The sequence below is a fragment of the Leuconostoc holzapfelii genome, assembly GCF_012396485.1.
Lineage (GTDB): Bacteria > Bacillota > Bacilli > Lactobacillales > Lactobacillaceae > Leuconostoc > Leuconostoc holzapfelii.
Genome location: NZ_JAAXPO010000011.1, coordinates 1 through 14,200, shown reverse-complemented (window position 1 = coordinate 14,200; position 14,200 = coordinate 1). Strand labels below are relative to the sequence as shown.

At 40.5% G+C, this 14,200-nt stretch carries 15 protein-coding genes; 7 read left to right on the top strand and 8 right to left on the bottom strand.

All coding sequences use genetic code 11. The annotated features are described in order from the left end of the window. Positions 1-10 precede the first annotated feature (10 nt). The 3 genes from HF966_RS08160 to zapA are packed head-to-tail and all read right to left on the bottom strand — an operon-like array spanning position 11 to position 3,393. Positions 11-2,416: an endonuclease MutS2 gene (locus HF966_RS08160; protein ID WP_168677817.1), complete on the bottom strand. Its 2,406-nt coding sequence runs from the start codon at positions 2,414-2,416 to the stop codon at positions 11-13. Between the two features lie 54 nt (positions 2,417-2,470). Continuing rightward, positions 2,471-2,992 carry a CvpA family protein gene (locus HF966_RS08155; protein ID WP_168677815.1) on the bottom strand — a complete coding sequence of 174 codons (522 nt, stop codon included), beginning with the start codon at positions 2,990-2,992 and terminating at the stop codon, positions 2,471-2,473. After that, the gene (zapA, locus tag HF966_RS08150) at positions 2,989-3,393 is read right to left on the bottom strand and encodes a cell division protein ZapA (RefSeq protein ID WP_168677813.1); all 405 of its coding nucleotides are present in this window, start codon (positions 3,391-3,393) and stop codon (positions 2,989-2,991) included. The genes HF966_RS08155 and zapA overlap by 4 nt, the downstream gene beginning before the upstream one ends. A 73-nt stretch (positions 3,394-3,466) precedes the next feature. On the opposite strand from zapA, the gene rnhC reads away from it, so the two are divergent. Then, positions 3,467-4,399, top strand: coding sequence for a ribonuclease HIII (gene rnhC / locus HF966_RS08145; protein WP_168677811.1), 933 nt, complete (start codon positions 3,467-3,469; stop codon positions 4,397-4,399). Between the two features lie 27 nt (positions 4,400-4,426). After that, positions 4,427-4,711, top strand: coding sequence for an AFWIR motif membrane protein (locus HF966_RS08140; protein ID WP_168677809.1), 285 nt, complete (start codon positions 4,427-4,429; stop codon positions 4,709-4,711). Positions 4,712-4,738: 27 nt separating this feature from the next. On the opposite strand, the gene HF966_RS08135 is transcribed toward HF966_RS08140, so the two are convergent. Further along, a complete protein-coding gene (locus HF966_RS08135; protein ID WP_373306381.1) occupies positions 4,739-5,155 on the bottom strand; it encodes an iron chaperone in 417 nt (138 codons plus the stop codon). 247 nt (positions 5,156-5,402) lie between these two features. Between HF966_RS08135 and HF966_RS08130 the strand changes: the two genes are divergently transcribed. After that, the gene (locus tag HF966_RS08130; protein WP_168677807.1) at positions 5,403-5,891 is read left to right on the top strand and encodes a hypothetical protein; all 489 of its coding nucleotides are present in this window, start codon (positions 5,403-5,405) and stop codon (positions 5,889-5,891) included. Positions 5,892-6,000: 109 nt separating this feature from the next. Here HF966_RS08130 and HF966_RS08125 read toward each other — a convergent pair whose 3' ends face one another. Together HF966_RS08125 and HF966_RS08120 are read right to left on the bottom strand one after the other, a co-directional pair. Then, positions 6,001-7,380 carry a carboxylesterase family protein gene (locus HF966_RS08125; RefSeq protein ID WP_168677805.1) on the bottom strand — a complete coding sequence of 460 codons (1,380 nt, stop codon included), beginning with the start codon at positions 7,378-7,380 and terminating at the stop codon, positions 6,001-6,003. A 21-nt stretch (positions 7,381-7,401) separates the two neighbouring features. Next, the gene (locus HF966_RS08120; RefSeq protein WP_168677803.1) at positions 7,402-7,989 is read right to left on the bottom strand and encodes a TetR/AcrR family transcriptional regulator; all 588 of its coding nucleotides are present in this window, start codon (positions 7,987-7,989) and stop codon (positions 7,402-7,404) included. Between the two features lie 190 nt (positions 7,990-8,179). Between HF966_RS08120 and HF966_RS08115 the strand changes: the two genes are divergently transcribed. The 3 genes from HF966_RS08115 (at position 8,180) to HF966_RS08105 (ending at position 9,817) form a co-directional block, all read left to right on the top strand. Beyond that, a complete protein-coding gene (locus tag HF966_RS08115; RefSeq protein ID WP_168677801.1) occupies positions 8,180-8,518 on the top strand; it encodes a ribonuclease G in 339 nt (112 codons plus the stop codon). 401 nt (positions 8,519-8,919) lie between these two features. Then, positions 8,920-9,510, top strand: a complete 591-nt coding sequence (locus tag HF966_RS08110; RefSeq protein WP_168677800.1) for a VTT domain-containing protein — start codon at positions 8,920-8,922, stop codon at positions 9,508-9,510. Between the two features lie 88 nt (positions 9,511-9,598). Beyond that, positions 9,599-9,817 carry a hypothetical protein gene (locus tag HF966_RS08105; RefSeq protein WP_168677798.1) on the top strand — a complete coding sequence of 73 codons (219 nt, stop codon included), beginning with the start codon at positions 9,599-9,601 and terminating at the stop codon, positions 9,815-9,817. Between the two features lie 93 nt (positions 9,818-9,910). Here HF966_RS08105 and HF966_RS08100 read toward each other — a convergent pair whose 3' ends face one another. Further along, entirely contained in the window at positions 9,911-10,252 is a 342-nt protein-coding gene (locus tag HF966_RS08100) for a hypothetical protein (protein WP_168677796.1), read from the bottom strand. A gap of 1,067 nt (positions 10,253-11,319) precedes the next feature. Between HF966_RS08100 and HF966_RS08095 the strand changes: the two genes are divergently transcribed. Beyond that, complete coding sequence (locus tag HF966_RS08095; protein WP_168677794.1) at positions 11,320-11,571, top strand: hypothetical protein; 252 nt, start codon at positions 11,320-11,322, stop codon at positions 11,569-11,571. 1,594 nt (positions 11,572-13,165) lie between these two features. Here the strand turns inward: HF966_RS08095 and HF966_RS08090 are convergent. Further along, entirely contained in the window at positions 13,166-13,987 is an 822-nt protein-coding gene (locus HF966_RS08090; protein WP_168677791.1) for a VanW family protein, read from the bottom strand. Positions 13,988-14,200 lie beyond the last annotated feature (213 nt).

Genomic DNA, 14,200 nt, shown 5'->3' with positions numbered 1-14,200 from the left:
TTCGCTTTATTTATGCCAATTCGGCAATTGTTGCGCCATCACCACCAGCATTAGCATTGGCAAAACGGAAGGCCTTGACCCGGCGATCCGAACGCAAAAATTCGGTGACACCCTGGCGAAGCGCGCCAGTACCTTTACCATGAATAATTTCGACGGTCCCTAAATTCGCCAAAACCGCTTGATCGAGATAACGGTCGAGTTCAGCTAATGCCGCTTCATAGCGAACACCACGCAAATCTAAGCTTGCGCGCGCTGAGGTCCGGGCTGATCCGCCAGCCGTTTTCGTTTTAACAATTTTTTGTTGTTTTTGCTTTTGCTTGGCCTGTTGCGCCTTGGCAGTAGCCTCCGTTTTGACAATGTCGTCTTCATCGACAAGCATCTTCAAAATGCCCATTTCAACTTCCCACTGCCCATTGCTGTGACGTTTAACCAACGTCCCTTGTTGGCCATAAGACTGCACAACAATTTCATCCCCAGCCGCAAGGACTTTGGCACGTTTAGCTTTTTGCAAGACCTTGTTTTTTTCCAAACTCACATTTTGGCGCAAACTTTCCAACGCCCCTTTTTTACCTTGCAAGGCTTGCTCGCTCAACTGACCACGATTTTGACCAGCATTTAGGCGTTCTTTTCGAATCTCTGAAATGAGTTGTTCAGCTTGTTTTTTCGTGGCTGCGACAATATGATTGGCTTCATTCTTGGCATCCAAGACAATCCGTGCCCGTTCTTTTTCCAATTGTTGCTGCTGAGCGGTTAGTGAATCGGCCTGTTCAGCTGTTGCATTCAGCTTGGCGACAAGTTCGGCATCATGCTGCTTGACTGCTTCTCGCTGTGCGACTAAATCGGCAATCATTTGATTCAAGTCTTGATCTGATTCATCAGTTAGTGCTGTTGCAGCACCAATCACATCGTCGCCAAAACCAAGGCGCTTAGCAATCGCTAAGGCATTTGATTGCCCTGGCACGCCCATCAAAAATTGATAAGTGGGCTTCAATGTTTCCACATCAAAGACCATTGATGCATTTAATGTTTCTGGACGATTATAGCCATACAATTTCAATTCTGGATAATGCGTCGTGGCAATCACGTAGGCACCTAGACTGGCAACTTTATCCAAAATGGCAATGGCTAGCGCGGCCCCTTCGGCCGGATCAGTGCCTGCCCCTAATTCATCAAAAATTACTAATGTTTTCTCATCGATTTGGTCCAACATCCCAACAATATTGGCCATGTGTGAACTAAATGTGGATAAACTCTGTTCAATCGACTGTTCATCCCCAATATCAGCAAAGACCTCGTGGAAAACGCCCACCGTTGATGGGCGCTTTGTTGTAATAAATAGACCAGATTGCGCCATCAATTGTAATAAGCCCAACGTTTTAATGGTAATCGTCTTACCACCAGTGTTTGGCCCCGTGATAATAATGGCCTTGTAGTCTTCACCCAACACAATGTCGTTGGCGACTGCCATATTTTTATCTAACAAGGGATGCCAAGCCTGTTGTAACGCCACATGATTTTCCGGATCCACCACTGGTTGCATGGCATCTAAGCGCGCCGCCAACCGGGCTTTGGCATTGATAAAATCAAAATGTCCCAAAATCGTCACATTACGGGCAATTTCATCCGTGTAAGGCGCCAAAGCAGCTGACAATTCTTGCAGCACGCGTTGCTCTTCGGCTTGTTCTTTGACGCGTAACTCACTCAACTTATTATTGAGTTCAACCACAGCTTGTGGCTCAATATAAAGCGTTTGACCCGTCTGACTTTGATCATGCACCACACCGCCAAATTGACTCCGATATTCCGCTTTCACTGGCAAAACATAGCGATCAGCGCGAATGGTCACGATTGGGTCGCTCAAATACTGCGCGGTTTTCCCCCGCGTATAACCTTGCATCTTGGTTTTAACGGCTTGTTCATTGCCAGTAATCTTGCCACGAATGCTTTTCAAATCAAACGAGGCTTCATCATTAATTCGGCCGGTGGCATCAATGGCGATCTCGATTTGCCGCGTTAAGTCAGGCAGTGTCGCCAAGTCTTGCGCTTGCGCTGGCAGGATTTGTAAGGAGTCCCCGATGGCTTCATCTGCCATTTGGTCAAAGAAGTGGGCAATCGCATTCGTATTACGTAAAACCGTACTTAATTCCGATAACTCCGTGGCACTTAAACTCGCATGAATGGTTAAGCGCTTTAAATGTGGCGTAATATCAGCCAATTTAGCCAACGGAATGCCACCTTTTAGTCGGTCAATTAACACACCGTCGGCTGTTTCTTGCAGCCACGCGTTAATCACTGCCACATCCGTTTCCGGTTGTAATTGCTCAGCCTCTTGACGGCCAACTGGCGTCGCTAAAAAGTCCCCAAGTTGTGACTTAATTTTGTCATATTCAAGTGTTTTTAAAACTTTTTTATTCATATCTTTTCATGCGCCATCGCGCTCATTTTGGTTTGATCAGTTAGCACTAAAATATTAGAGCCACCACTGATAGATTTGTTCGGCAAAAAATGGCACCCCATCCAAGAGTTGATTCAAGAGTGGTGTTTTTAAAAATTGGTCCTGCACCCAAACATTGGGGACCACTGACAAAACTTGCAAGGCAAAAAACGCAATCACCACACCAATCACACCGTATAAACATGCCCCTAACACCCCATCAACCCAACCTAAAAAGGGAATGTGGCGAATCACACGCATCGAGCGTAATACGTAGTGGCTGACGAAACCACCTAAAATTAATAACACACTAAAGGCAATGCCTGAACCTAAGAATTGTGACCCTTGATTCACAACTTCTTGTGGCACGGTGGTGCGGACAAACTGCCCGGCCACAAAGCGGGACAAGAAATGCCCAAATGGCTGGGCAAATTTAATGGCAATATACCACACCACAGCCCATAGCGCTAACCGCAATAGCCCATTAACTAAGCCATGGCGATAGCCGGAGACCAGCCAAAGAAAAACAAAAATAATTGCACTACCAAGTAAAATCATGTATTTGTTCCTTGTTTAAATAATTTATCCGTCGTGCGTACTTGACTGTCATGCTTGGCATCATCTATGATTGAGCCAATCGCATTCCGCGGCTCACGCTTGATAACAGTTTTTCCAGCTTGACGCAATTGGGTATTTTCCGCTGTTAAAGCGGCAACTTGTTGTTGCAAAGCATCAACTTCAGCTTGTTTATAAAGCTGATCTGAAAGGGCATTAAAAGTGAGCAAAATTGCTTGGTCAAGCGGCGCAAGCTTTGGTGCGACCGTCTTAATTTGCGTCATTTGCTTATTCAACAACGTTTCCGTTGCCTTGAAATGTGGTAAACTCGCGTGACCAGAAATTGTATAATTTTTACCGGCTAAATTTGCCTGATATTGTCGTTTATCGTTTTGGTAAGCCATTGTTTTATTCCTTATAATATCTAATCCATTATACACCATATTTGATACGGCCAAAACTGATATAATAACAAGTATGCAAACTGTTATTCAAGTGACTTCAACACAATTAAAAAAAATTGCAGCATACTACGCAAATTCAGTAACCGGCCAAAAACCAGCAGGCGCAATCTTTGTTGCGAAAAAAGGGGCAACAACGATTACCGGTTATCGCTCAGGCAAAGTCATGTTTCAAGGCGCAAACTACGACAAAGAAGCCGCACGTTGGCAATCACCCACACAACAACAGGCCTCACGCCCGGCAACGGGCAAACAGTCAACAACCCCGGGTGTCAATATCCCGCAAGGTTTTGCCGATTGGTCAGTTTTAGGCTCGGATGAAGTTGGCGCTGGTGCTTATTTTGGCCCACTCACCACTGCGGCAGTCTATGTCCCCAAGGCACAATTAGCATGGGTAAGACAACTTGGAATCGCAGATTCTAAAACTTTAACGGATGATAAGATGCGTCAAATTGCGCCGGAAATTATTGCCAATTTACCGCATCATGTTGTGAATTTAATGCCGGAAAAGTATAATCAGATGCAACCGACCAATAACGTGAACCAAATGAAAGCCATCTCACATAATTTTGTGCTCGGTCAGGTGTTGTCAAAAATTGCCCCGACTACCCCAGATGCCATTCTCATTGACCAATTTGCCCAGGCTAGCACGTATTACAAGTATTTAAACCAAGCCCAGCAATCCCCAATCGTTAAAGACAATGTCTATTTCACGACGAAAGGTGAACAATATCATTTAAGTGTCGCCGCCGCCTCCATTTTGGCCCGCGTGGTTGAACTCGATAGTATCGCCAAATTAAGCCAAGAAGCAGGCCTGCAATTACCAATTGGGGCCGGCCGTCAAGCTGACGAAGTCGCCGCGACATTACTCGACCATGGCTTGGATTTAAATCATTTTGCCAAAGTGCATTTTGCTAATACTCAAAAAGCGCAGAAATTACGACGCTAATCAAAACCAAACTTTTGGAGGATCACCATGTTAAGCTTACTTTTAATCCCAGCACTGATTATTTTTCTCGGCATTTATTTTGTTGCCTTCTTATTTACGAACACATTTGGGGTTATTCCCCGCTTAATCTTAGCGATCGTTTTGATTTTACTCGTGAGCTTTATCATTAAAAATTTCTTTGCCATTGTTGGCCTTTTGTTACTGTTTGGGCTTGCCTTTTGGATCCGCGCCCGCTTCATTAAGCCACCACATGGCCCACAGGACCCGAATACATTTGACGGCGACTTTGAAGAAGTCAATAAAAAGCCTTAAAAAAGCACAGCTCATCGCTGTGCTTTTTTAACGGCCAACGCTTTGTTTAACAAGCGTTTCAATTTGCTTGATCACCGCTGGTGTCAGTGCTGTGATGGCATAGGCAGTTGGCCACATTTGACCATCATCGAGTTGTGCGCCATCGTTAAAGCCTAAAGTTGAATAACGTGCTTTAAATTTCGTTGCCGGTTGAAAGAACACAAGGGTCTTGCCCTGCGCATTGGCATAGGCTGGCATGCCATACCAAGTTTTTGGTTGGAGTTCTGGCGCCACAGTCGTCACAATCTCATGTATTTTCAAGGCCAACTGTGCTTCTGCCTCTGGCATCTCTGCTACTTTTTCTAGCAAATCCGCTTCACTGTTCTTTGTTTTGCGCAACTCGGCAGCGCGCTCGCGCATCGCTTCACGTTCAAAATCAGAAAAAGTTGTCTTATCGCTCATCATCCAATCCTCACCTGTTTTGTCATTTCATTTGGTAGTTTAAGCTTACGAGATTGTCGGGGTTTTGACAAGTTTTATGTGCTAATTTCTTTATCTTCTGATGACTTTTTGATATGATAAATAGGTCTGAATTATCAGTGAAATTGCAATTTTACTTGTGCTTGTGATCAACCACAACACAGGCACTTGACCGATAACGCATACGCAAACGATCGGTGTACATTAAAAATTTAAAAGGACGGCCCTGCCTATGACACGACTACAAAACACCATGCATCGCATTTTACATCACCCTAATACAGTGGTAGTGACCCTAGTGAGTACCATGGTCATGATTATGCTGAGTTATAATACGATTATCCGTTATGGTGTGTCGTGGCCAGTCATTCTCACAATTTTAAAAATATACCCATTGGCGGTGCTATTTATCTACTGCTTACGTACTTATGTGACATTGCCTTTAGTACTAAAGCTTCATGACTATTTTCCACACCATTTTAACCAAGTCATCCCAAGACACGTTTCCATCCCATTCTTTGTGATTACTGGTAATGTTTCCGTGATGATGGTCATTTTAACCGAAACCCACCGTAAGCTTTACCCGTATTTCGTATCGGGCTTTGTTGGTAATTGGGCCAAAACATTCTTTGTGGCGGTGCCTGTCTTCTTTTTCATCGTCCGGCCAACCATTGATTTTATTTTCAACAACCTGAAAATGAAATATCCACGGTTAGATTAATCCAACCGTCACGCCCAGTCACTTGCAAAATTTTTGCAAGCGGCTGGGCTTTTTTAATCAAAAAAAAACGCATCGCGTTAGATGCGTTTCAAACGATTTGGCGACAGTCTCACTTCTCAACGTCGTCTGACTTAAGGGCTTCAACAGTCAGTGTTTGATTAAAGATTATTTTTTCAGGTTGCTTGGTCGTCAATCGTGGCCAAGCTTGCTGATTAGTTGCGTTCGGATTGCCAGTTGCCACAAAATTGGTAAAATACGCCTGCATCTGTTCGGCCAATGGATAGGCTTTGTCGGTATCGAGGCCTGCCAACATCGGTGCATTATCCCACTCGGCAAAATTATTAAAGATAAACGGCAGTTCAATGCAGTGACAAGCCAGTATCATCGGGTCTTTGGCCGCAAATACCATTTCATATAGATAACTTGGGGCTTGTTGTGCCACAAACCCCATGGCCAGGCTCTGTGTTGGGGCTTGGAAAATATCGGCCGTTGTTTTTTGTACCATATCCAAATAATTAGCTTGGGCCTTCATGGCTGGTTGTTGGAAAAAAGCCGTCGTTTCATTACTGGTCGTCCCAGTAAAAAGCTGGGTCCCAGCATTGGCACGGGCAATTGCGCCTTGCATAATGGACCCAGTAATCATGTGCCCATCAATATAAGGATAAAAACCTGTAGGGACGGGATCGCCGGTCCGTTTTTGCATTTCAAGTGCCACGGCACCTTGTGCGGTCACAATTTTTTCAACTGGTACTTGACGCAATTCAGCCGGATCAGCTATCCCCAACTGCGCGCATAAAATTTCGGTTAACAGCGCAGCTTTTGCTGTGGTTAACGGTTCAGCGGCACCTGGAAAGCTCAATAGCCCAATCCGATGAATCATGTCGCTTGCTAGTGGTGAAGCAAATAAGGCCAATGTATACCAGGCACCCACTGACTGTCCGGCAACGGTTATTTGGTCGGGGTCGCCACCAAAGGCCGCGATGTTGTCTTTCACCCAAGTTAACGCCATCAGCAAATCATGTAGGGCTAAATTGTCATCCGCAACACCTGGTTGGTAGAGATGACCCAAGGCGCCTAGCCGATAATTCACGGTGACTACCACAATCTCCCCGTTTTCTGCCAAACGCTGCCCGTTATACCACGGTAGCGCCCCACCACCAGTTAAAAAGCCGCCACCATGAATCCAAAATAACACGGGCTTTTTCGTTTGTGCGCCAGTTGTCCAGACATTTAATCGAAAAGCATCTTCGGACTGATTTTTTTCTTCTTTTTTACTGCCCATTACTGGTGCTAAACGGTTAATATCTTGATTGAAAATCGGACCTGGTTTGGTGGCTAGCCTGGTCCCCGCCCATGAGCTAGGTGCCGCAGCATACTTAAAACGTTCGGCGAACTGTCCATACGGGATATCGTAAAACACTTGCGTCTGACCTTCTTTTATCCCAAGTAACTGCCCTTGGGCAACTTGTACCACCAATTCATCTGTCATGTGACACGACCTTTCTCGTTTTTAAACGTGACGAATACCTTGCATAAATGTAGCAATCACTGCCGTAATATAGTCCGTATCTACAACCTCTGTATACAAAAATACGCGTAAATAAACTGCACCAAATAACATATCCAATGCCTTATCCAAATCAATATCAGCCTTAATCACCTGTTGTGCCTGACCAGCTGCTAAAAGCTGCTTGGCCGCCTGCCTTTTTGCGGCAAAAAAAGTCGTTTGAAACGCAGTCAAAAGCTCAGGTTGATCAATTAAAACGGCAAATAATGCCCGACCAAGCGGCCGATTCAATATCGCGACGAGTTCTCCAATCACTTGGCGAAAGTTTTCTTCAATTGACAAGGCTGGCTCAAAATTGACTTCAACTGACGTAACGTGTAAAAAGGCGGCAAAAAGCAAGGCTTCTTTATTTGGCCACCAGCGATAAATCGTGGCCTTACTGACACCTGATTGTTTCGCAATGGCTTCAATCGTCAAGTTTGAAAACGGCACCGTATCTAATAATGAGATGGTTGCTTGGATAATGGCTGTTTTGGCCGTCTCACTGCGGGGCCGACCAACGGATTTATTTTGTGTACTGGGATTATGCATTGTGTCCTCCTGTTGTTTTAATTATAAAACGATACGTTTCGTTTTGCAATAGAAAAACAACCAAGATGACATAATGGTATATTTAAAGCCTTTTCCTATCACTTTTAGGCGCGTTTTGTTATCCTAGAAGTAATCACATTGACGTGACTTGTCACGTGCCATCAACAATACAATAGGGGGGAATTTAATCATGGATGAAAACGGTAAAGTAGTGCCTGAAGAAATACGCGGCTGGAACTGGGGGGCTTTTATTTACAATATCTTTTGGGGCATTGGCAATAAGACTTATCTGCCACTCCTCTGTCTGATCCCCGTGTTCAATCTTTTTTGGATATTTGTCTGTGGGTTTAAGGGCAATGAGTGGGCTTGGCAAAAAGGTGATTATCAAGACATTAAAACGTTTAAAGCTGTCCAAGCCACTTGGAATCGGGCCGGTCTTGTTCAGTTCATTATTGCAGTAATTTTTGGCGTCCTTTATTTCTTCTTTATTGCCACAATGATATCAGCTTTGATTAACAATAACTATTAAAAGGGCCATTTAGCACGCCTGCTGCAAATCTAGCCTATCAACTTGGAAATGAATTCACATGAATTCTATTGCCCATTTAAAGCCTTTCGTACAAGAATCCGAAAATGGTAAAAGACTGCTGGCATGGATAGCACTTAGCCTAAGACTTAAGTCAGCTGTTTTCTGCAGTTTGAATAATAAGCCATGTTAGTTATGGCAGAATTGACCTTTATCTCCTACGTGCGACCGTTATGTCACTTGTTTTTACCAGCTGATGAGTTGTATAGTATTTTAATACTATCTACACGTACGCAGAGTGAGGCCAATTTTTCGTGAGGAAACTGACAAAAATAAGTCTATTAATCGCCATAGGAACTATCATCCTAGCGCTTTTATTGTTAAAAAATATATATCCAGATATCATGTCGTTACTGAATCATCATCTCACGCCTGAGGTGTTGCGGGCCCAAGTCCGTTCTCATGGCATAGTGACCGCACTACTTCTGACAACACTGCTAGCCGTCTGCTGTTTAATACCAGGCGTCCCAACTTCGATGGTGGGTGTGTTAATTGGCGTCTATTTTGGGCCACTTGTTGGTATCATACTTAATACCTTAGGTACCTTTACTGGTAACAGTTTATCGTATATTTTAATTAGCCATTTTAAAATTATAGAGCAACCATATACGCAAAATAGTTGGGTCCGATTAATTGCATCAGCAAAGCACCCGGCTGCTATACTCACCGTGTCATACATGATTCCCTTTCTGCCAGTCTTTCTCGTGAATTACACCGCAGATCAGTTACAACTTCCTGAAAGCACAACATTCTTGTCAATTCTTGGTGGCGCAATTCCTTCTGCCGTCCTACTGAGTTTTGGCGGTGATGCCCTTTTTCGCGGACAAAATAAGCTCGGCATCACCCTTGTCTTAATATTTTTACTCATGGGTCTGTTAATTTTAGTGTTACATCTCGATAAAAAGCCAGCACTCGACCATTCATTGCATGGATAAGCTGATTTCGGCGACGATAAAGCGCAATGAACTCAAAATCGTATAATTTAAAGCGTTTTGACATATTTTCAGAAAACAGGTTAAAAACATGACAAAAAATACTTTTTTGTTGCTTCTCACCTTATTTCTAAGTTTACTCACATTATATACCGGTTTGAGTGGTGGCTTTGACTTCTGGGTTGCGCTAACAATTTCACGACACGGTTTGACTGCTAATGGCTCGATGACACTATTATTTGCCGTACTCACCCTGGTGAGCGGATTGAAATACCTGATCGGACACTTTTTCAAATCAAGACAAAGCTAAATTTACTAGCATGGGGTATTTTCAAAAAGCACGTAGTTTGTTTTTCTAAATTGCGTTTCGTGGTGTACACATCATTAATGACAATACGATAAATTAGCTATTTGCTGCTGTCGCATTTAGGTAAGTAAGGATTTTTTTCACATAGTCCATGTTAACTACACCAACAAAGAATTCACCATTATCACTGATTACGATGTTTTCAGGAGAAATATATTGTTTATTCCGGTCCTCTTTTGAAATATACGCTGCTATAACTTCATTTTTTGATAATAAAGCTAACAAGTCACTTTTTGTTAATAATTTCTGATTACCATGACGTTCCTCGTAAAAATAATATCGACGTGTTAAGCCGCCTGTCTGATTCCCCATATTCCAAAGGACATCTTTCCAACTGTGTTTCTCAAAAATGCCATACTTAACATCACTATTCACCATACTTTATGACCCACTTTCATATTAAATCATGTGTATTTCGTAATAATATTAGCACAATTAAGCCGGAAACTACAATCCAAAGATGGAAAAATTCGTTCAGATATAAAAGCAGCACACCTCAATTTAACAACAAGGTATGCCTTTTTTTCACAGAGTCTGTAAGTCCTTTCAACGGTTGTCACTTTTTGAAATACATGTCTATGCCCTTGAATGCAATATTCACACACGCACATTCCCAAACAATGCATTTGAAAGGCTGCCACTTTGGCACTCTTGTCCCTCAATCGCCTTATGTATCTTTAAACAGTCTGGCTTATCTGGTACAATACGTGCAGGCACAGGCCATTTTATATAGCCTCAACATGACTGACATAAAAAAAGCCACAATAGCGCAATCTACAGTAAGAAAACTGCTTAATAAAAGTTCATGGTTCTATCGAGGGGGGCCATCATGCTATATCTAATCATGAAACTACTACTAACTATTATTTGTTGGTTTTTAATTTTTACTTTATTCAATTTCATTTTGGGAAAAGAAAATAATGGTGTTGTCAGATACGTCAACAAATTGAACTCGGCACAGTATATGCTTTTTATTTTTGGCACATTATTAATCGGATTTATTCTGAACCTATTGATCAATAGTGGCAACTTTTATTATAAATGGCTTTTTACATACTCACTTGTGCCAATCTTTTTGTATTGTTTAAACAAATATAGAATAAAAAAGTAAGCGTAGCAATTCAACATCTACTGACCTACCATTCATTCGTATTAAGTTCACTTTTATAATAATGATTCATTTAGACTGCGCTGCGAAACACTTTTTTACGCCAAAAAGCGTTGACGCTAGTGTGCGATGATTCATGAACTAGCAACGCTGTTTGATCAATCGAAGAAAACCACTATAACTAAGAGAAAAATAATGAATCTTGTTGGCAAATATATTTAGCCTTTGCAATTAACAAGCAGTGCATTTACCAATGGTGTTGCCATCGCAATAAAAAAATACGCGCAACACACGTATTATTTACAAACCCTGTTAAAAGTGCCACTGGAGATAAATAATGAAACATAAAGTTTGGGCGCTTTTTATCGCCTTACTTACTTTTTCTATATTAATGATGTTAATGATCTTATCTATAGTAGCCAACAAACATTTTTATGCCAGAATTGGCTCAACATTTATTGGCTTACTATCGATTATCTGTAGTATCTTCGCAATAAAGAAAGATGGTAAGTTAATTTGGTATAATGGTTTGATTTTTTTACTTGGCGTATGGTTCCTGCTAAATCCATGGCTTCATATTACTGGCTAACATTTCAAGCATGTACTTGCAGCAAATATACATGTCTAAACAACTTTGAACACCGCTCACGTTGGAACGACGACAGTTTCATAAATTATTTGGTAATCTTATGAAACCAAAAAGTTCGTTAAAAAGTATATCAATCTTGGGGGAACTATGGATTTACTAACAGTATTTACCTTAGCTAGTTGTGGCGCTTGCTTTTTTATCCTAGCAAAAGAAAAAAACAACCGAAAATATAAGATTGTAGGCATAATGATGTTCGTGATAAGTTTCATTAGTGCTTTGAATTTCTTTTTAAAAAAATAAAAAGTCATTCACTATTGTATGAACTGAACCCATAAGTCGAGTAAACCCAAGCTATGGCGTTCAGTTCACAGGCTTTCTTTAAATATTCTTGATCCAGAAGAGACTTCACTTAATGTATAATGGAGTTACCAAAATATCATTGTTAAGTCAAAATGAAAGGCGTGTAAGGCGTTATGGATGTAGATGTAGATTATCTTAGAGATTCTTACTTTAAATGGGCTATCAATAGAATCAGAACCAACAAAAAAAGATAAGTACGTTGAAATAATTACCCATTTTATAGATCATTTTAATGATGCAAACACTCTTTATTTATCAAAAAAGATGATGAATTTATACTAGACAACGAGGATACATATTAAATGAGCTAGAAACTCTCAAGAACTTTGGCATTGAATTATATTGAGGGTAACACTTTAAGAAGAACCATTTCAAGAGAGCATTATGAGATGCCTAAAGTTCAAATAAGACTTACACAAGTAATTATAACAATCAATGACTAGCTTATGTTATCTCGTAGAAACGTATCCAAATTTTTTTTAGAAGATGTTACAAACTACTTTTTAGATAATGAAATTCCTATCTCTGAACATAGAAATATTTTAGGTAAATCTGGGAGCTTTATTCCATTTGAAACTGAAATAGGACACATTAGAAAACGAAACAGTAGTATGTTCAAAGTCGTTAATAGGCTTTCTGGAAGTGAATTTAGTAATCCAAGTAGGCCTCTCAAAAATTTAACAAAGCATTTAAAATTTATAATAGTTAGGTTTAACCTTGATCACAACGTGAAAGTTGAATTCGTAAGTTTGCATGACTGTATTTTATGATCACATTTTTAAGTGCTATCATCCCTCTAATTAAACAACCACACAAACAGAAAGGCACGAACTTATATTATCCAGTCCGTGCCTTTTGTTATATATTTTATTAATCTTTGGAGCCGTTTTAGCATTTAAGGTCTGTCTGATATGAAATATACATTAATCAATATATCAAACACAAATCAACTCGCAATTTAGCTTATTTTGATACAAGCACATGCGTTCTATCTTAACCAATGATACGAGGATAAAATATATCCGTTATTAACCAAGTTTATAACGAACTCAAATTATATCGTGATTGTTTCAGATGGCTTCAAATTATATCGTTTTCGTTTCAAACGATAACAAACATTCGCTATAAGTCTCCATGATAGCTGGCGTTACCTTTTCGAGGAACAACAAAATACGAGTGACCCGTTTTAGCACTTTGAAACAAAGTAAATTGCATGATAGGAGAAAATATCCTTTTATTTGTTTTTTTCAATTACATGTAAATTACTTGTATCATAGGCCACCCTAGCATGATTAGCTTTAATGAGTTTTTCTGAGATTAAGTTACCATTGTTAAAGACACGCTGAAAAATATTTCCACAACGATACACATTACCAGCTTCTTCAACAAACTTTTCATCAACCATTTTGACATCATATGTATTTTTAGGTTCATCTGAAGCACGTAACTCTCCGTGAAGATATTTTTCACCTACATATGTTATCAACTGGTAAGTTGTGCCTGTGTTGTTTTTAAACCGATAATCAAGATAATTATAAACGATCGATGTTCCACTGCCAAACGGCACTTGTCTGTCAGAATCAGGAAACATATCTACTTGCTCGTGATGATACTTTTCAACAACATCTAGTGGCGAATGTAAAATCATCCAATGAATTAAATTACTAAATTGACATAGTCCACCACCAGTTCCCTTTTTCAGTTGACCATCATTCGCAACCATTAAACCTGATTGATAACCATTTTGAACCGTACATCTTCCCACCAAACTCCAAAATGAAAAGGTTTCTCCTGGTCTAATCAATACACGGTCTACCTTTGGAGCAGCAATTTTGAGATTATTTACCTTTGCTTCTTCAACAGGGACCGGTACTTTTCGTAATCTTCTGCGCATCAAGGACTGATGTTCAAAAATAACAAAAGGTAATTTACTATCTTCCTTATCTTTAGCTATATGCGTTCTCAAAGCATCCGTCATTTTACGTTTTAAAATATGTGATTCATAAGATATTTTGTATGTTAGTGGTGATATCTCACAGAATAATTTTCTTGTCATGATTTCCCTTCCTATCTCTCAATCAAATATTATCACTTGACTAAGGACTAGTTAACTTTCACTATATGAAGATAATAGTTTTTTTATATAAATGGCAGATTGTAAAATTAAACCGAACACCTTGCATAAAAAAACTGCAGAGACTTTAATGGTAATTGACTAAAATCAACCATAAAGGATCTGCAGCTTATGTCTTCTAGTTTATCAGCTCAC